Source organism: Arthrobacter sp. S2(2024), assembly GCF_036662515.1.
GTDB lineage: Bacteria > Actinomycetota > Actinomycetes > Actinomycetales > Micrococcaceae > Arthrobacter.
This window is the reverse complement of sequence record NZ_JAYKZI010000002.1, coordinates 574,245-593,978: the sequence shown is the minus strand read 5'-3', so window position 1 is coordinate 593,978 and position 19,734 is coordinate 574,245. Positions and strand designations below refer to the sequence as shown.

General features: G+C 62.5%; 11 protein-coding genes. 10 read left to right on the top strand and 1 reads right to left on the bottom strand.

Features of this window, described 5'->3' with window-relative positions:
- Positions 1 to 62: 62 nt before the first annotated feature.
- From rpoB to VLA65_RS06380, 8 genes are all read left to right on the top strand, one after another.
- A complete protein-coding gene (gene rpoB / locus VLA65_RS06415) occupies positions 63 to 3,569 on the top strand; it encodes a DNA-directed RNA polymerase subunit beta (RefSeq protein WP_059387358.1) in 3,507 nt (1,168 codons plus the stop codon).
- A 103-nt stretch (positions 3,570 to 3,672) separates the two neighbouring features.
- Entirely contained in the window at positions 3,673 to 7,572 is a 3,900-nt protein-coding gene (locus VLA65_RS06410) for a DNA-directed RNA polymerase subunit beta' (RefSeq protein WP_284755100.1), read from the top strand.
- 379 nt (positions 7,573 to 7,951) lie between these two features.
- A complete protein-coding gene (gene rpsL, locus VLA65_RS06405; RefSeq protein ID WP_009358312.1) occupies positions 7,952 to 8,326 on the top strand; it encodes a 30S ribosomal protein S12 in 375 nt (124 codons plus the stop codon).
- 1 nt (position 8,327) lies between these two features.
- The gene (gene rpsG, locus VLA65_RS06400) at positions 8,328 to 8,798 is read left to right on the top strand and encodes a 30S ribosomal protein S7 (RefSeq protein ID WP_059387355.1); all 471 of its coding nucleotides are present in this window, start codon (positions 8,328 to 8,330) and stop codon (positions 8,796 to 8,798) included.
- Between the two features lie 68 nt (positions 8,799 to 8,866).
- On the top strand, positions 8,867 to 10,981 hold the full coding sequence (gene fusA / locus VLA65_RS06395) for an elongation factor G (protein ID WP_059387356.1): 2,115 nt from the start codon (positions 8,867 to 8,869) through the stop codon (positions 10,979 to 10,981).
- Between the two features lie 235 nt (positions 10,982 to 11,216).
- Positions 11,217 to 12,407 carry an elongation factor Tu gene (tuf, locus tag VLA65_RS06390; protein WP_059387357.1) on the top strand — a complete coding sequence of 397 codons (1,191 nt, stop codon included), beginning with the start codon at positions 11,217 to 11,219 and terminating at the stop codon, positions 12,405 to 12,407.
- Positions 12,408 to 12,603: 196 nt separating this feature from the next.
- Positions 12,604 to 16,749 carry a hypothetical protein gene (locus VLA65_RS06385; protein WP_332602047.1) on the top strand — a complete coding sequence of 1,382 codons (4,146 nt, stop codon included), beginning with the start codon at positions 12,604 to 12,606 and terminating at the stop codon, positions 16,747 to 16,749.
- A gap of 28 nt (positions 16,750 to 16,777) precedes the next feature.
- A complete protein-coding gene (locus VLA65_RS06380) occupies positions 16,778 to 16,903 on the top strand; it encodes a hypothetical protein (RefSeq protein WP_284991831.1) in 126 nt (41 codons plus the stop codon).
- A 33-nt stretch (positions 16,904 to 16,936) separates the two neighbouring features.
- Here the strand turns inward: VLA65_RS06380 and VLA65_RS06375 are convergent, their stop codons facing one another.
- The gene (locus tag VLA65_RS06375; protein ID WP_306958976.1) at positions 16,937 to 18,364 is read right to left on the bottom strand and encodes a GH1 family beta-glucosidase; all 1,428 of its coding nucleotides are present in this window, start codon (positions 18,362 to 18,364) and stop codon (positions 16,937 to 16,939) included.
- 388 nt (positions 18,365 to 18,752) lie between these two features.
- On the opposite strand from VLA65_RS06375, the gene rpsJ reads away from it, so the two are divergent.
- On the top strand, positions 18,753 to 19,061 hold the full coding sequence (gene rpsJ / locus VLA65_RS06370) for a 30S ribosomal protein S10 (protein ID WP_003803825.1): 309 nt from the start codon (positions 18,753 to 18,755) through the stop codon (positions 19,059 to 19,061).
- Between the two features lie 18 nt (positions 19,062 to 19,079).
- Entirely contained in the window at positions 19,080 to 19,730 is a 651-nt protein-coding gene (gene rplC / locus VLA65_RS06365) for a 50S ribosomal protein L3 (RefSeq protein ID WP_059387360.1), read from the top strand.
- The last annotated feature ends 4 nt before the right edge of the window (positions 19,731 to 19,734 follow it).

Here is a 19,734-nt window from a genome sequence, read left to right as displayed (position 1 = left end):
AATCTGCAGGGTGCAAGCGGGGGAGATCTGAAAACGCCTGAAGGTCTGTGGAAGGATCCCTCTTGGTCGCCTCGAGCACCTCTAATAACGAAACCGCTAATACGGCAAGCACCGATGGTGCAACTCGCCGGCTCTCATTCGCAAAGATTCACGAACCGCTGGACGTTCCGAATCTGCTCGCACTGCAGACAGACAGCTTTGACTGGCTGGTCGGAAACGAACGCTGGCAGTCGCGGGTAGCGAAGGCTGTCGAGGAAGGCGACCTGAGCGTCGCCACCACCTCCGGACTTGCCGACATCTTCGAAGAGATCTCCCCCATCGAGGACTTCCAGGGCACCATGTCCCTGAGCTTCTCCGAGCCGGAGTTCGCTGATCCGAAGTACACCATGGCCGAATGCAAAGACCGTGACGCCACTTACTCGGCACCGCTGTATGTCAAGGCCGAGTTCATGAACAACAACACGGGTGAAATCAAGCAGCAGACCGTGTTCATGGGCGATTTCCCTCTCATGACCGAGAAGGGAACGTTCGTCGTCAACGGCACCGAGCGTGTCGTCGTCTCCCAGCTGGTCCGTTCGCCGGGCGCCTACTTTGAGCGCACCGCCGACAAGACCAGTGACAAGGACATCTTCACTGCAAAGATCATCCCGTCCCGCGGTGCATGGTTCGAACTCGAAATCGACAAGCGCGACCAGGTCGGCGTACGCCTCGACCGCAAGCGCAAGCAGTCGGTCACCGTTCTGCTGAAGGCCCTCGGCTGGACCGAAGGCCAGATCCTCGAAGAGTTCGGCCAGTACGACTCCATGCGCGCAACGCTAGAGAAGGACGCCACCGAAACCCGCGAAGACGCCCTGCTGGACATCTACCGCAAGCTGCGTCCGGGCGAGCCGCCCACCGTCGAGGCTGCCCAGTCCCTGCTGGACAACCTGTACTTCAACGCCAAGCGCTACGATCTGGCCAAGGTTGGCCGTTACAAGATCAACCGCAAGCTCGGCATCGACCGCTCCCTTGGCGACAAGGAAGCTTCGGTCCTGCACGTTGAAGACATCGTGGCCATGATCAAGTTCCTCGTCGCGCTCCACGCCGGCGAGAAGACCCTCATGGGCAAGCGCGATGGCGAAGACCACGAGCTCCGCGTCGAGATCGATGACATCGACCACTTCGGCAACCGTCGCATCCGCGCCGTCGGCGAACTGATCGAAAACCAGGTCCGCACCGGCCTCTCCCGCATGGAACGCGTCGTCCGCGAACGCATGACCACGCAGGACGTCGAAGCGATCACGCCGCAGACCCTGATCAACATCCGCCCCGTTGTGGCAGCCATCAAGGAGTTCTTCGGAACGTCCCAGCTGTCGCAGTTCATGGACCAGAACAACCCGTTGTCGGGTCTGACCCACAAGCGCCGCCTGTCGGCCCTTGGTCCGGGTGGTCTGTCCCGTGACCGCGCAGGCATGGAAGTCCGAGACGTTCACCCGTCCCACTACGGACGTATGTGCCCCATTGAAACTCCTGAAGGCCCGAACATCGGCCTGATCGGTTCGCTGGCTTCCTACGGCCGCATCAACCCGTTCGGTTTCATCGAGACTCCGTACCGCCTGGTGTCCGAGGGCGTCGTTTCCGATGAGGTCCAGTACCTCACCGCCGACGACGAAGCCGAAGTCCTGATTGCACAGGCCAACGCACCGCTGGATGCCGACAAGAAGTTCGCGGAAGAGACCGTGCTTGTCCGTGCCCGTGGTGGTGGAGGCGAGCCCGTTCTGGTTCCGGCCGGCGAAGTTCAGTTCATGGACGTTTCCCCGCGCCAGATGGTGTCCGTAGCTACCGCCCTGATTCCGTTCCTCGAGCATGACGATGCAAACCGCGCACTCATGGGTGCCAACATGCAGCGCCAGGCTGTGCCGCTGGTCCGTTCCGAGGCCCCGTTCGTGGGTACCGGCATGGAGCGCGCTGCCGCCGTCGACGCCGGTGACGTCGTCATCGCGAAGAAGGCCGGTGTCGTCAACGAAGTTTCCGCTGACCTCGTCACCATGCTTAACGACGACGGCACGGAAACCAGCTACCGCATCAACAAGTTCGCCCGTTCCAACCAGGGCAACTGCTACAACCACCGTGTCCTGGTCAACGAAGGCCAGCGCCTCGAAGTCGGCGGCATCATCGCTGACGGCCCGGCAACGGACCAGGGTGAGCTCGCCCTCGGCAAGAACCTTCTCGTGGCATTCATGTCCTGGGAAGGCCACAACTTCGAGGACGCCATCATCCTGTCGCAGCGCATCGTCGCTGAGGACGTCCTTTCCTCCATCCACATCGAGGAGCACGAGATCGATGCCCGCGACACCAAGCTTGGTGCCGAGGAAATCACCCGTGACATCCCCAACGTGTCCGAGGAAGTCCTCGCAGGACTGGACGAGCGCGGCATCATCCACATTGGTGCCGAGGTTGAAGCCGGCGACATCCTGGTCGGAAAGGTCACCCCGAAGGGTGAAACCGAACTGACTCCGGAAGAGCGCCTCCTCCGCGCGATCTTCGGCGAGAAGTCCCGCGAAGTGCGTGACACCTCCCTGAAGGTTCCCCACGGTGAGTCCGGCACGGTTATCGGCGTGCGCGTCTTCGACCGCGACAACGACGACGAGCTGCCCCCGGGCGTCAACCAGCTGGTCCGCGTCTACGTTGCCGCCAAGCGCAAGATCACCGACGGCGACAAGCTCGCCGGCCGCCACGGTAACAAGGGCGTCATCTCCAAGATCCTGCCGATCGAAGACATGCCGTTCCTTGCCGACGGTACCCCTGTGGACATCGTCCTGAACCCCCTGGGTGTTCCGGGTCGTATGAACGTCGGCCAGGTGCTCGAAACGCACCTTGGATGGGTTGCCAAGACCGGTTGGAAGATCGAAGGCGAGCCGGAGTGGGTCAAGAACCTCCCGAACCTGCCTCGTGAAACCGGCCAGACGACCGTTGCCACCCCGGTGTTCGACGGTGCACGCGAAGAGGAAATCACAGGTCTGCTGGATTCCACCAACGTGACCCGCGACGGCGACCGCCTGATCGACTCCTCCGGCAAGACCCGTCTGTTCGACGGCCGCTCCGGCGAGCCGTTCCCGGACCCGATCTCCGTGGGCTACATGTACATCCTGAAGCTCCACCACCTGGTGGACGACAAGATCCACGCACGCTCCACCGGCCCGTACTCCATGATCACGCAGCAGCCGCTGGGTGGTAAGGCTCAGTTCGGTGGCCAGCGCTTCGGTGAAATGGAAGTGTGGGCGCTCGAAGCATACGGCGCTGCCTACACCCTCCAGGAACTGCTGACGATCAAGTCGGACGATATCCACGGCCGCGTGAAGGTCTACGAAGCCATCGTCAAGGGCGAGAACATCCCCGAGCCTGGCGTTCCGGAATCCTTCAAGGTCTTGATCAAGGAAATGCAGTCGCTGTGCCTGAACGTGGAAGTCCTTTCCACGGATGGTACGACGATCGAAATGCGTGACTCTGATGACGCAGTCTTTACGGCTGCGGAAGAACTGGGCATCGATCTGTCTCGCGCAGAGCCCAGCTCCGTAGAAGAGGTCTAAACAGCCGCTCTGGCTGGCGGTGCAGACCGCCAGCCAAGGCTGCTGCCTCTTTCCGTAAACCCAAGACTTCAGAATTTAGAGAACAAGAGAGAACAGGGACCATATGTCCAGCGAATCCTCCTTCGGCCTCATGCAGATCGGCCTCGCCACCGCGGAAGACATCCGCGGCTGGTCTTACGGTGAGGTCAAGAAGCCGGAAACCATCAACTACCGCACGCTCAAGCCCGAGAAGGACGGCCTCTTCTGCGAGAAGATCTTCGGCCCGTCCCGGGACTGGGAATGCTACTGCGGCAAGTACAAGCGCGTGCGCTTCAAGGGCATCATCTGCGAGCGTTGTGGCGTTGAAGTCACCCGCGCCAAGGTGCGCCGCGAGCGCATGGGCCACATCGAGCTGGCCGCTCCCGTCACGCACATCTGGTACTTCAAGGGTGTTCCCTCCCGTTTGGGCTACCTCCTTGACCTGGCACCGAAGGACCTTGAAAAGGTCATCTACTTCGCTGCCTACATGATTACGAGCGTCGACACCGAGAGCCGTCACGCGGAACTGCCGAACCTTCAGGTGGAGCACGACCTCGAGAAGAAGCAGCTCGTCGACAACCGCGACAGTGACATCGCCACGATTGCCCGCGACCTTGAGGACGAGCTTGCCCGCCTCGAAGGTGAAGGCGCCAAGGCTGCGGACAAGAAGAAGGCCCGCGACTCCGCGGACCGCCAGATGGCCAACGTCCGCAAGCGCGCGGATGCTGAGATCGAGCGCCTCGAGCAGGTCTGGGACCGCTTCAAGAACCTGAAGGTCGCCGACCTCGAGGGTGACGAAGGCCTGTACCGCGAACTGCGCGACCGTTACGGCATGTACTTCGAAGGCTCCATGGGTGCCGAAGCCATCAAGAAGCGTCTTGAGAACTTCGACATGCAGGCAGAGTCGGAGTCCCTCCGCGACACCATCCAGAACGGCAAGGGCCAGCGCAAGACGCGTGCCCTCAAGCGCCTGAAGGTTGTCAACGCTTTCCTGACCACCAACAACAGCCCGCTTGGCATGGTGCTGGACGCCGTCCCGGTGATCCCGCCGGAACTGCGCCCGATGGTCCAGCTGGACGGTGGCCGCTTCGCGACCTCCGACCTCAACGACCTGTACCGCCGTGTGATCAACCGCAACAACCGACTCAAGCGACTGCTTGACCTCGGCGCTCCGGAGATCATCGTCAACAACGAGAAGCGCATGCTTCAGGAAGCTGTTGACAGCCTCTTCGACAACGGCCGTCGCGGCCGTCCCGTCACGGGTCCGGGCAACCGTCCGCTGAAGTCCCTGAGCGACATGCTCAAGGGCAAGCAGGGCCGTTTCCGCCAGAACCTCCTCGGCAAGCGCGTCGACTACTCCGGCCGTTCGGTCATCGTCGTCGGTCCGCAGCTGAAGCTGCACCAGTGTGGTCTGCCCAAGCAGATGGCCCTGGAGCTCTTCAAGCCGTTCGTGATGAAGCGCCTGGTTGACCTCAACCACGCGCAGAACATCAAGTCGGCAAAGCGCATGGTCGAGCGTTACCGCCCGCAGGTCTGGGACGTGCTGGAAGAGATCATCACCGAACACCCGGTGCTGCTCAACCGTGCACCTACCCTGCACCGCCTCGGCATCCAGGCATTCGAGCCGCAGCTTGTTGAAGGCAAGGCCATCCAGCTTCACCCGCTGGTGTGTGGCGCCTTCAACGCCGACTTCGACGGTGACCAGATGGCAGTCCACCTGCCGCTGAGCCCCGAAGCGCAGGCTGAAGCCCGCATCCTGATGCTGTCCTCCAACAACATCTTGAAGCCGTCAGATGGCCGTCCGGTGACCCTGCCTTCGCAGGACATGATCATCGGTCTGTACCACCTGACCACCAAGCGCGTTGGTTCCGCAGGCGAAGGCCGTATCTTCTCCTCGGTTTCGGAAGCCATCATGGCCTACGATGCCCGCGAGCTGCACCTGAACTCCCAGGTCAAGATCCGCCTTGAGGGCTTTGTGCCTTACGCCGGCTGGGAAGCTCCGGAAGGTTGGGAGCCGGGTCAGACCGCACTGGTCCAGACCTCCCTCGGCCAGGTTCTCTTCAACGAGACCCTGCCGGAGGACTACCCGTGGGTTGAGGCTGTTGCCGACAAGGGCGAGCTTTCCCGTATCGTCAACGACCTCGCAGAGCGCTACCCGAAGGTTGTCACGGCTGCAACGCTGGACAACCTGAAGGACGCCGGCTTCTACTGGGCAACCCGCTCGGGCGTCACCGTGGCAATCTCCGACATCGAGGTGCCCACCTCCAAGCCGGCCATCCTGGCCGGTTACGAGACCATGGCTGCCAAGATCCAGGGCCAGTACGACAAGGGCCTGATCGACGACGACGAGCGTCGCCAGGAACTGATCGAGATCTGGAACAAGGCCACCAACGAAATCGCCCAGGCGATGCGTGACAGCCTGTCCCCGATGAACACCATCAACCGCATGGTGTCCTCCGGTGCACGTGGTAACTGGATGCAGGTCCGCCAGATCGCGGGTATCCGTGGTCTTGTGGCCAACCCGAAGGGTGAGATCATCCCGCGTCCGATCAAGTCCTCGTACCGCGAGGGCCTGTCGGTGCTGGAATACTTCATCGCCACGCACGGTGCCCGTAAGGGTCTGGCCGACACCGCGCTGCGTACCGCCAACTCGGGTTACCTGACCCGTCGTCTGGTGGACGTTTCGCAGGACGTCATCGTCCGTGAAGAGGACTGTGGCACCGAGCGTGGTCTCATGACCGCAATCGCCGTGCCGGACTCCAACGGTGAGCTGGTCCTTGACGAGAACGTCGAGAACAGCGCCTACGCACGTACCCTCGCCGTCGACGTCGTCGACTCCAAGGGTGCTGTGCTGGCAGCTGCCGGCACCGACTGCGGCGACGTCGTCATTGCCGAGCTGCTCGCAGCCGGCATCACCGAGGTCAAGGTCCGTTCCGTGCTCACGTGTGAGTCCAAGGTCGGTACCTGTGCGCTCTGCTACGGCCGTTCGCTGGCCACTGGCAAGACCGTGGACATCGGAGAGGCCGTCGGCATCATCGCCGCACAGTCCATCGGTGAACCCGGTACCCAGCTGACCATGCGTACGTTCCACACCGGTGGTGCTGTTTCCGCCAGCGGTGGCGACGACATCACCCAGGGTCTGCCCCGTATCCAGGAGCTCTTCGAAGCCCGTACTCCGAAGGGTGTTGCACCGATTGCTGAAGCAGCCGGCCGCATCGCCATCGAAGAGTCCGAGCGCCAGATGCGCCTCATCATCACCCCGGACGATGGTTCCGAGGAGATCGCCTACCCGGTGCTGCGCCGTTCCCGCCTCCTCATCGAGGATGGCGAGCACGTCAGCGTCGGCCAGAAGCTGATCAACGGTCCTGTGGACCCGAAGCAGGTTCTGCGCATCATGGGTCCGCGTGCCGCCCAGAAGTTCCTGGTGGACGAGGTCCAGGGCGTTTACCGCAGCCAGGGCATCGGCATCCACGACAAGCACGTGGAAGTCATCGTCCGCCAGATGCTGCGCCGCGTGACCGTCATCGAATCCGGCGACTCCGATCTGCTTCCGGGCGAGCTCGCTGAGCGCAGCCGCTTCGAAGACGAGAACCGTCGCGTGGTGTCCGAAGGCCGTACCCCGGCTTCCGGCCGTCCGGAACTGATGGGTATCACCAAGGCATCTCTGGCAACTGAGTCCTGGCTGTCGGCCGCTTCCTTCCAGGAGACCACCCGCGTTCTGACGCAGGCGGCCATGGAAGGCAAGAGCGACCCGTTGCTCGGCCTCAAGGAGAACGTCATCATCGGTAAGCTCATCCCGGCCGGTACGGGTTTGCCCCGTTACACCGAGGTCACCGTGGAGCCGACTGAAGAAGCAAAGGCAAGCCTGTTCACGGGCCCCAGCGCCTTCACCGACTTCTCGTATGACGCCCTGGGCGGCGACGGAGCTCCCGAGTTCCACGCCATCCCGCTGGATGACTACGATCTCGGCAACGACTTCCGCTGAGAAGTCTGAAACGCAAGGACCCCGTACTCACTGAGTGCGGGGTCCTTCCCGTTAAGCGCCCGACGACGACTGCCGGCACCCGCCGTCGTGGTTCACCCCTCTACACCCGATTAAGGCCTCAGATCAAGCCATGCTAGAATTTTGGTAATTGTTCTGTGTGGCAGTGGATGAAGGCCGCCGCAGCATCATTTCGGTTTTGTTCTCATGATGTTGGGTGGAGCCTGTTTCCGGGTTGCGGGCTACGTGCGCAACGAATGCCGCACTTTTGCACGCCCACCGGTCTTCGGGCCAGGGTCGCATGGACAACGCCAAAGCTCTCACGCAAACACAGGCCAACGCCTGGGCGCGGAGCAGAGATCAACCAACGGAGAACACGAAAGTGCCTACGATTAACCAGCTGGTCCGCAAGGGCCGCACGCCGAAGGTCTCCAAGACCAAGGCTCCCGCGCTTAAGGGCAGCCCGATGCGCCGCGGTGTTTGCACCCGCGTCTACACGACCACCCCGAAGAAGCCGAACTCGGCTCTCCGTAAGGTTGCTCGTGTCCGCCTCAACGGTGGCGTTGAAGTTACCGCCTACATCCCCGGTGTTGGCCACAACCTCCAGGAGCACTCCATCGTGCTGGTCCGTGGTGGTCGTGTGAAGGACCTTCCGGGTGTCCGTTACAAGATCGTCCGTGGTGCCCTCGATACCCAGGGTGTCAAGAACCGCAAGCAGGCCCGCAGCCGCTACGGCGCAAAGATGGAGAAGAAGTAATATGCCTCGCAAGGGTCCGGCCCCGAAGCGGCCGCTAGTTTCCGATCCCGTTTACGGTTCCCCGTTGGTCACCCAGCTGATCAACAAGGTTCTGATCGACGGCAAGAAGTCCACCGCAGAGCGCATCGTTTACGGCGCACTCGAAGGTGCACGCGCCAAGTCCGGTGGCGACCCCGTCGCCGCCCTCAAGAAGGCCATGGACAACGTCAAGCCTTCCCTCGAGGTCCGCTCCCGCCGTGTCGGTGGCGCAACCTACCAGGTTCCCGTTGAGGTCAAGCCGGGCCGCTCCACCGCCCTCGCTCTCCGCTGGCTGGTTGGCTACTCCAAGGCCCGCCGCGAGAAGACGATGACCGAGCGCCTCCAGAACGAAATCCTGGATGCGTCCAACGGTCTCGGTGCCGCTGTGAAGCGTCGCGAAGACACCCACAAGATGGCCGAGTCGAACAAGGCCTTCGCACACTACCGCTGGTAAAACTTCCCGTACGCCGCCGGCTCCCTGAGCTGGCGGCGAACGTGTAGTCCATCCGAAAGGGAGACACCGTGGCACAGGACGTGCTTACCGACCTTAGCAAGGTCCGCAACATCGGCATCATGGCCCACATCGATGCCGGCAAGACCACCACCACCGAGCGCATCCTGTTCTACACGGGTGTGAACCACAAGATCGGCGAAACGCACGACGGTGCTTCGACGACTGACTGGATGGAACAGGAAAAGGAACGCGGCATCACCATCACGTCTGCCGCCGTGACCTGCTTCTGGGACAAGAACCAGATCAACATCATTGACACCCCGGGCCACGTGGACTTCACGGTTGAGGTCGAGCGCTCGCTGCGCGTCCTCGACGGCGCCGTTGCTGTCTTCGATGGCAAGGAAGGCGTTGAGCCGCAGTCCGAGACTGTTTGGCGCCAGGCCGACAAGTACAACGTGCCGCGTATCTGCTTCGTCAACAAGATGGACAAGCTCGGCGCTGACTTCTACTTCACCGTAGACACCATCATCAGCCGCCTCGGCGCCAAGCCGCTGGTTCTCCAGCTGCCCATCGGTGCAGAGAACGACTTCATCGGCGTCGTGGATCTCCTTGAGATGCGCGCACTGGTGTGGCCGGGCGATGCCAAGGGTGACGTCACCATGGGTGCCAAGTACGAGGTCCAGGAGATCCCCGCCGATCTCCAGGCCAAGGCTGAGGAATACCGTGCACAGCTCGTTGAGACTGTTGCCGAGGCTTCCGAGGAACTCATGGAGAAGTACCTCGACGGTGAAGAACTCACTGTCGAGGAGCTCAAGGCCGGCATCCGCAAGATGACCATCAACTCCGAGCTCTACCCGGTTCTCTGTGGTTCTGCCTTCAAGAACCGCGGCGTACAGCCGATGCTGGATGCTGTTGTTGACTTCCTGCCGAACCCGCTCGACGTCCCGCCCATGGTCGGTCACGACCCGCGCGACGAAGAGAAGGAGCTCACCCGCAAGCCTTCCGCCGAGGAGCCGTTCTCGGCCCTGGCGTTCAAGATTGCGGCGCACCCATTCTTCGGTCAGCTCACCTTCATCCGCGTGTACTCCGGTCACGTGGAAGCAGGCGCCCAGGTGGTCAACTCCACCAAGGGCAAGAAGGAGCGCATCGGCAAGCTGTTCCAGATGCACGCCAACAAGGAAATGCCTGTTGAAGGCGCTACCGCGGGCCACATCTACGCAGCAATCGGTCTGAAGGACACCACCACGGGCGACACCCTGTGCGACGCCAACAACCAGATCGTCCTCGAGTCCATGAGCTTCCCGGAGCCCGTGATCTCGGTTGCCATCGAGCCGAACACCAAGGGTGACCAGGAGAAGCTCTCCACGGCCATCCAGAAGCTCTCCGCTGAGGACCCGACCTTCCAGGTCTCCCTCAACGAAGACACCGGTCAGACCATCATCGCCGGCATGGGCGAGCTCCACCTGGACATCTTGGTGGACCGCATGCGCCGCGAATTCAAGGTCGAGGCAAACGTCGGCAAGCCGCAGGTTGCTTACCGCGAAACCATCAAGCGCGCTGTAGAGCGTCACGACTACACGCACAAGAAGCAGACCGGTGGTTCGGGTCAGTTCGCAAAGATCCAGATCGCTATCGAGCCGATGGACACCGCCGACGGCGAGCTCTACGCGTTCGAGAACAAGGTCACCGGTGGCCGCGTGCCCCGCGAGTACATCCCGTCCGTTGACGCGGGCATCCAGGATGCACTCAACGACGGCGTCCTGGCAGGCTACCCGGTTGTCGGCATCAAGGCCACGCTGATTGACGGCGCGTACCACGATGTTGACTCCTCGGAAATGGCGTTCAAGATCGCCGGCCGTATGGCTTTCAAGGAAGCCGCACGCAAGGCGAACCCGGTTCTGCTCGAACCGCTGATGGATGTTGAGGTCCGCACCCCTGAGGAATACATGGGTGAAGTAATCGGTGACCTGAACTCCCGCCGTGGCCAGATGCAGTCCATGGAAGACGCCGCTGGCGTCAAGGTGATCCGTGCGCACGTTCCGCTGTCCGGCATGTTCGGCTACATCGGTGACCTGCGTTCGAAGACCCAGGGCCGTGCTGTGTACTCCATGACGTTCAACAGCTACGCCGAGGTCCCGAAGGCAGTTGCCGACGAGATCATCCAGAAGAACCGCGGCGAGTAATCACCGACGGATAAACCAGGATGTTGGCCCGTTCCGGGAAAGCATTCAGCGCAGGCGCCGGGCTGTAGCCCAGGCCGGAGTCCGGTCCTTGCGCGAACAGACTCCAGGTACCAACATTGGTCCCTGAATCTGCAATTTCACCAAATCCAAAGCCCCCAAGTAGACTTGCTGGAGTTTCTGCCGCGAAAAGCGCGGCCGAGGAGCAACTCACTTGAAATCGTTCTAGGAGGAACCTGTGGCAAAGGCAAAGTTCGAGCGGACTAAGCCGCACGTCAACATCGGCACCATTGGTCACGTTGACCACGGTAAGACGACGCTGACTGCCGCCATTTCCAAGGTGCTGTACGACAAGTACCCCACTCTCAACGAGCAGCGCGACTTCGCGTCGATTGACTCTGCTCCGGAAGAGCGCCAGCGTGGTATTACCATCAACATCTCCCACGTTGAGTACCAGACCGAGAAGCGCCACTACGCACACGTAGACGCTCCGGGTCACGCTGACTACATCAAGAACATGATCACCGGTGCTGCCCAGATGGACGGTGCGATCCTCGTGGTTGCCGCCACTGACGGCCCGATGGCTCAGACCCGCGAGCACGTTCTGCTCGCCCGCCAGGTTGGTGTTCCCTACCTGCTGGTCGCGCTGAACAAGTCCGACATGGTCGACGACGAAGAGCTTCTCGACCTCGTTGAAATGGAAGTTCGCGAGCTGCTCAGCGCTCAGGGCTTCGATGGCGACGACGCTCCCGTTGTTCGCGTTTCCGGCCTCAAGGCACTCGAAGGCGACCCGGTTTGGGTCAAGTCCGTCGAGGACCTCATGGAAGCTGTCGACAACTCGGTTCCGGACCCCGTTCGTGACCGCGACAAGCCGTTCCTGATGCCGATCGAAGACGTCTTCACGATCACCGGTCGTGGCACCGTTGTTACGGGTCGCGCCGAGCGCGGTACCCTCGCGATCAACTCGGAAGTTGAAATCGTTGGTATCCGTCCGGTCCAGAAGACCACCGTTACCGGTATCGAGATGTTCCACAAGCAGCTCGACGAAGCATGGGCCGGCGAGAACTGTGGCCTCCTGCTCCGCGGTCTGAAGCGCGACGACGTCGAGCGTGGCCAGGTTGTCGTCAAGCCGGGTTCCATCACCCCGCACACCGACTTCGAGGCCAACGTCTACATCCTTTCCAAGGACGAAGGCGGACGTCACAACCCGTTCTACTCGAACTACCGCCCGCAGTTCTACTTCCGTACCACGGACGTAACCGGCGTTATCACCCTGCCGGAAGGCACGGAAATGGTTATGCCTGGCGACAACACTGAGATGACCGTTGAGCTCATCCAGCCGATCGCTATGGAAGAGGGCCTCGGCTTCGCAATCCGTGAAGGTGGCCGCACCGTTGGTTCGGGACGTGTTACCAAGATCATCAAGTAGTTTCTACTTGTAGATCGGTGGAGGATCGGACGCCTGGCGTCCGGTAGCAAAGCAAAGAAGAACCCCGTCACTATCGTGGCGGGGTTCTTCTTTGCTATGGTTTATCTATCGAATGGATTAATGACGAAGTGTGGATCCGTGACTTTGCGGATCCGCAGGCCGTGCGGCTTCGTCGCCCATGGACAGGAGAGCAGGAATGTCTGGCTTTTTTGGCACTATCCTCGTAATGGTTTTTGTCCTGGTCACTGCTTCGGTGTCGTATTCCTCAGGGAAATCGAAAGGGCGTTGGCTTGCCGAACGTGCTGCCTCACGGCTTGCAGACGATTCCGTCAGGCAGTATCGCTCAGGCTATCTGGCCGGCCACCTTGCAGGGTGGCGCGACGCCGAGGCCCACCGCGGAGCTGCTCCCGCGGAGTACCGGGCGTCCGGCCCGTCGCGCCCGGAGGGTTGGCAAACGCGCGCGACAGCTCCCGTTCAGGGCGTCCCGGCTCTAGCAACTCCAGGCCAGGCCGCCTCAGCCAAGACCGTTCCAGTTGAGCCCTGGCCATTCCACATCCAGCCGCAACCAGCCCGGATGCAAGCAATCCAGTCGCCAGAGGCCCGGATCCCCCCGGAGGCGCTGCGGGAAGAGGAAGCGGCCCGGAAACGGAAGCGGGACCGGCAGAACATCAACATCACCCTCTACGTGGCAAGCCTGCTGCTGGTCGCCGCTTCGGCGCTGTTCATCGGCTCCAGCCTTCCGTCCGTTCTCCGCTTCGTCGGAGTCTGGGCCATCACGGCTGCCTTCTATGCTGCGGGTTTCATCCTTCACGCGAGGGCTCCCAGGCTTCGGCCCGCCGCGATCGCCTTCGCGGGAACAGGCCTTGCGTTGATCCCCGTGACGGGCCTGGCGATGTACAACTTCGCGTTGCACAATGGCCCGGCGGCCTGGCTGGTTACGTCCATCGTCGGGACGGTGGCCTATGTTGTCGCCGCGGTGCGACTCGACAACAGGGTTCTCGCTTTCCTGTCGTTGAGCTTCGTGGTCTCCGCGGCGTGGTCGGGCGTGTCCATGCTGGGCGGTGCCCTCGTCTGGTATTTCGCATGCCTGATCGGATTCGCCGTAGTCCTGACCCTGATAGCCATGCGCAGACCGCGCTGGCTTCCGCCGGTCTATGTCCGGCCCTTGATGTCCCTCCACCCCTATGTGGTGCCGCTCGTTACGCTTGCCGCGAGCTTCGTTCCCCAACATTTGGGGAAGGGCGAGTACGCCATCGTCATGATGGCGTGTGGACTGTATTTTGCCGTGATGGCGGCCCTTCCGCAGGGCATCTTCCGGCTCCCACAGTTCTATGCCGCGCGGCTCTCATTCACGGTGGCGCTCCTCGTACTCCTGTCCGACGCGGGGCTTGGACTCCCGGAAGTGCTGCTGGCCGGCGTCGTTCTCCTTGCGGCGCAGTCGCTATGGTCGGCATTCGACAGCAGCCGGCTGGTCCGTTGGTTCCCTGGGCCGGGCACATCCCAGGCGATCCGGCGCTGCCGCATTGATGCCGTGGCGTGTTTTGGCCTTCAATCGGCGGCTGCCTTCATGGCGGGCCTTGCCATCCTGGTCCGGCATTCCGGGACGCCCGTGGGGATCCCGTTGTTCGCGACCCTCCTGTGCGGTCTGGTCCTGGCGTGGAAGCTGGGCGGCGAGGCCGAGTGGCTCCCTGTTTCCGCTCTTGTGTTTGCTGCCCCGTTTGCCGATGAGCTGGGCGGTTGGCCGACAGCGGCATTGTTGGCTATCGCCGGCGCGTTCTGGCTGCTGCGCGCAAGCAGGCCTAGGGAGGGCAAACGCAAGGTCTTTGTCCTCGCGGGGCGCATTGCGCTCACTCTCAGTGTCCCGGCAGCGACGGCGGCGGTAGTGCCGGAGACTCCCGAGCGCCTTGCCGCCGTCGTCCTGGCGTTCCTCGCCGCAGTGACGTTCCAGTTGCTATTGGAGGCCGCGCTGGTCCGCTCGGGTGTCAGCACCTTCGCGCCGACCGCCTGCCTCGCAGCCTTTGCCGGTACCGGCATGGCAACGCTGCCTTTGCTTTTTTTGCTGGACCAAGCATCGGGCCAGCCCCTCACTGTATCGGCCGTGGTGATTCATGTCCTTGCAGTCGCTTTGCTCGGCTTGACGCTGTTCCCGAAAGCTGTCAGCGACGCCGTGAGGACCGGAAGGGTGGTCGAGTTCCTCGCCCCGGCGGCATTTGCCTGGTCGGGGGCGTTGTCCTTCGGGGCGGTGTCCGTGTCGTTGGGAAACACGGTGTTGCTCGTCGGTGCGCTGTACTTCGCCGTTCAGGCGCTCCGCCTTCCCCGCACCCTGCATCGCCGCAGCTATTGGTGGGCAGCCCGTGCGCTCGTCACCCTGCTCGCCGGCACAGGCTATCTGCAGCTGCTCCGGGACGGAGGCGGTTTGGTGGTGGCGGGGGAGAGGCTTCAACTTGCCACCGTGGTGTTCGTCGCCTTGACAGTCCAACTGATTCCGCCCCTCGTGGAGGCGGTCCGCGGTATTGACCGGGGCCTTGCGACAGTCGATTCCGCCGTGGTGCTCCCCTTCATGGCCGGCGCAGTCGCCGTCGTCAGCGTCTCCGGGAGGTACTCCGACGGCTCCGTGGCCGGAAGCTGGCAGGCGGTGGCGATCTCGATCACCATGGCGGCGTCGGCTGTGGCGGCGGGGTTCCTGCTTCGCACCGAGGCCGCCTCCGCGGTCTTCGCGCCGGCGACGTTGGCGCTCTTGCTATTGCTTCGCGGTGGGCACATTCACGAGGTCGAGGCTTTGCTTGCCATCTTCGCCGTATTCAGCGCCGTCATGGTCGCTGCGGTGCCCGCGCGCATGGCGAAGGGCGTCTACTTCATCGCCGCCAGGATTCTCACGGCCGCCGTTGCCGCGGTATTTGCCCACGACGTATCAGCCTCCGCCACGGCGGTGTCGCTGACTTTCGCGGGAGTCCTGGTGCTGCAGCACATCATCCGCGGGCTCATGCGGAACCGATTGCAGCAGATTCCCTTCCAACAAGCAGCAGTGTGGGTGACGCTCAGCGCGCAAGCAGTGCTGCCGGCGACGTACCTTTCGTCTGTGTCTCAGCCGGAAGCCCACGACGGCGGCCGCTGGGTGCTGCTGCTTGAGCTGGCCGTGCTGTTGGTTTCCGCCGTGGTCGCGCATCGGATCTTCACCGCCCGAGGCGCTGTGTATTTCACCATTCCGGCGTCGATCGCAGTGGTGGTGGCAGCCGGACCCGAAGTGTCCTTCCCTCCCGGGACCTGGCTGGCCGAACCCTTGCTGGGCCACACGGCCGTGCCCCTGGTGCTGCTCGCTATGTCACTCGTGGTGACTTGCGTGAGGCTACTCGTCCAACCAGGAAGCGGCGTCCCTGAACATTGGTTCTGGCTGGCGGCGGCGCTGGGCTTCGGCGGTGCCGGAGGGGTGGCGTCCGTTGACGTATCGGACACCGCCGTGGGAATGGCTGGACTGGTGCTGGCAATGGTGTGCTTCGTAGCCTCCCACGTCGAGGGAATGCCGGGCTTCTACCCGCTAGCCTCCGCCGCGAGCCTCGTTGGTGCTACTGTCTTGGCTGCTTCGGTCCTGGATGACGCTCGGCTCCTGTGGCTGTCTGGGGCTCAATGGGAGGATTTCCTGCCGTGGCTCCTGGGCTGCGCAGGATCGGCCGCTGTGCTTTACGCTGTCCGTTGGTCCCGGATCCCGGGCGTGGGATCGCACCCAGTGCGCAAGTTGTCGCTCGCTGTAACAGCAGGAGGGGGATTTGCCCTGGCCGCAGCTGCAGGCCTACTGCACGATGACACCGCTGTGGCAGGAACGTGCTTGCTCGGCGCTGCCGTGGCCGTGGCTTTCCTCGAGGTACCACGCGCCATCAGATTCGCTGTCGCGGAGCTCGGTGCGGTGCTGGTGCTCTCAGCCGCACAGCGGGCGGTCCTCTTCGTCCACGGAGCCAGGCCCGAGTTCTTCTGGGTGGTGCAGTGGTTCGCGGTCCTGGGTGCGGTTTTGGCAGGGGTGCGCTATTACGTTGGGGACACGCTGGAGGGGCGTATCAGAGGGGGGATCGCTTCAGGCTTGTTGTCCTTCGGAGGCCTCCTCTCGATAGTGCCAGGAAGCCTCTTCCCGGGCACTGTGCCACAGCAGCTATGGGTCCTCGTCGGATTTGCAGTGCTAGTGCTTGCCGGACTTGTCCTCGCCGAGCGCACGTTCGTGTGGTGGGGTGCCGTGGGTGTTGCGCTCAGTGTGATGTGGGCCCTTCGTTCCTATGCCTTCGCGATGCTCGCCGTGATCGCCTTGGCATTGATTGTCCTTGCGGTCTGGCGCCTCAACAGGACTGCGCCCTGATACCGTTGCCTCAAGGGAGGAATGCGAAATGGGAACGCTGATTTTTCTGGTCTTGGTGGTTGTTGTGGTAGCCGGGGTGTTGTGGGGAAGGAAATACTTCCGCCGCGAGATCGAGCGCGCCAAGCGCATCAATCGGGCGAACCGGAAAGACTGATTTAGCACAATCGGTCCACAAAGTGACTTCGAATCAGCCCCGTCGCGCCTTGCTCAAGGACTGGTACCAGTAGTACGAGTCCTTGGGGGTTCTCTCGAGGGTATCGAAATCAACGTGCACCAGGCCGAACCGCTGCGAATAGCCTGCGGCCCATTCGAAGTTGTCCAGTAGCGTCCAGACGTAGTAGCCGAGAAGGTCGACGTCGTGGGCGATCCCGCCGGGGGCAGTGGCCCTCAAGGCCTGGCCAAGGTGCGAGGCAAGATAGCTGATGCGGTCGGCGTCGTGCACCGGACCCTGGGTGTGGTCCGGTTCCGGAAAGCTCGCGCCGCTCTCCGTGATGAACAGCGGAGGCAGCGCTGCTCCGTAGCGGTCCTTCAGTTCCCGCAGCAGGATTCCGAGGTGTTCGGGAGCCACGGGCCAACCGAATCCTGTCGTCTCGTATTCGGGAAACGCCGCCAGATGGAACGGCAGCTTGGCCATCATGTCCGGGGTGTTCCAGTGGGCGGTTCCGTCGCCGCGGCCCGAGGCCACCTTGACGGGGTAGTAGTAGTTCAGGCCGTAGAAATCCAACGGCTGGTGGATGGTTTTGAGGTCCTCGTCGCGGACCTTGCCCAAGGCCCGGAACCAAGGCCTTACCTGGAGCGGCGGCTTTGGGTACTTCCCCAGGAGGATGGGATCGGCGTACACCCGGTTGAAGATGAGGTCGAAGGCCTTGGCCATGAGACCGTCTGCAAGCCGCTTGCTTGCGGGCCGGACCGGAGAGTGGACATTGGCGACGCCGACAGTTCCCGCCACGCCTGCGGCGCGCAGCGCCTGGACGGCGAGGCCGTGCCCCAGCAACTGGTGGTGGGCAGCCGGCAGGGCATCGAAGAGCAGCCGCCTGCCGGGAGCGTGGACACCGAGCGCATAACCTTGCAACGCGACCGAAACCGGTTCGTTGAGGGTGACCCATTGCGCCACGCGGTCACCGAAGCGGTGTGCGGCCGCGGCGGAGTATTCGGCGAACCGTTCCGCAGTCGCCCGATTCAGCCAACCGCCGTCGTGCTCCAACGGCAGGGGAGTATCCCAATGGAACAAGGTCACCATGGGGGAGATCCCGGCCTTCAGGAGCTTGTCGATCAGGCGGTCGTAGAAATCCAAGCCCTGTTGATTGATGGGCCCCTTGCCGCCGGGTTGGATTCGCGGCCAGGAGAGGGAGAACCGGTAGGAATCCACGCCCAGGTCCTGCATGAGGGCAATGTCCTCGTCCGTGCGGTTGTAGTGGTCGCAGGCGACTGCCGGGGAGTGCCCGTCGACGATCGCGCCCGGTTTCTCGGCAAACGCGTCCCAGCTCGACGGTCCTCGTCCGTCCGCTGTGAGCGAGCCCTCGATCTGGAAGGCCGCCGCAGCGACACCCAAAGTGAAGTCCGGCCGGATGCGGCCTGCAAGATCCCCCACAGTGGCAGCATCTTGGACGGTCATGCCCCCATCATCCCGAGCGCAGGTGCCGATGGCAATGGTCAGGGAGGCCCGATTGGCTTATGCCGGGGAATTCCGGCATACTAGGTGAGTTGTTCAAGCGCTTCTTCGCGTCCCGATCCGGATAATGCCGGGTGTCAGGGTCCAAGCTGAAGCCCAAACATAACCCAGATCCCCAAAGGAATACGGACGCGTTTGCGTGGAAATCGCGACACGCCCGACCGCGGGGGTCGGTTACACCGGCAAGTTGAGGAACCCGGATCCCTCCGGATTCAGCTTGTGCGGCGGGTGGTAGTACTACTTCAAATGCTTCGGCAGCCACATACAACACGTAAGTGAACAGGGCAGCCTTTATTCGAGGGCAGCACAGACTGAAAGAGAGTCAGGCGACATGGCGGGACAAAAAATCCGCATCCGGCTGAAGTCATATGACCACGAGGTCATTGATGTTTCAGCGCGGAAGATCGTTGAGACGGTCACGCGCGCAGGCGCAACGGTAGTGGGCCCCGTGCCGCTGCCGACGGAGAAGAACGTGTACTGCGTTATCCGCTCTCCCCACAAGTACAAGGACAGCCGTGAGCACTTTGAAATGCGTACTCACAAGCGTCTGATCGACATCATCGACCCCACGCCGAAGGCTGTTGACTCGCTTATGCGTCTCGACCTGCCGGCCGACGTGAACATCGAAATCAAGCTGTAGGGAGGTGCTGAGAAAACTATGACCGCAACCCGTAACGTAAAGGGCCTGCTGGGCACGAAGCTCGGCATGACCCAGGTCTGGGACGAGAACAACAAGCTCATCCCGGTAACTGTCGTCCAGGCTGACTCCAACGTCATCACCCAGCTGCGCAACGCAGAGACTGATGGCTATGTCGCCGTTCAGATCGGCTACGGCCAGATCGATCCCCGCAAGGTCACCAAGCCGCTGGCTGGTCACTTTGAAAAGGCTGGCGTAACTCCTCGCCGCCACGTCGTCGAACTGCGCACTGCAGACGCCGCGTCTTACGAACTGGGCCAGGAGCTTTCTGTTGAGCTCTTCGAAGCCGGTCAGAAGATCGACGTCGTCGGCACCAGCAAGGGTAAGGGCTTCGCCGGTGTTATGAAGCGTCACGGCTTCCACGGTGTTGGAGCCTCCCACGGTGCGCACAAGAACCACCGCAAGCCCGGTTCAATCGGTGGCGCATCCACCCCGAGCCGCGTCTTCAAGGGTCTGAAAATGGCCGGTCGCATGGGCGCAGAACGTCACACCACGCTGAACCTCACGGTTCACGCTGTTGACGCCGAGAAGTCGCTGCTCCTTATCAAGGGTGCCGTCCCCGGTGCCCGCGGCCAGGTCGTCCTCGTACGCACCGCCGTGAAGGGAGCCTAGTTAA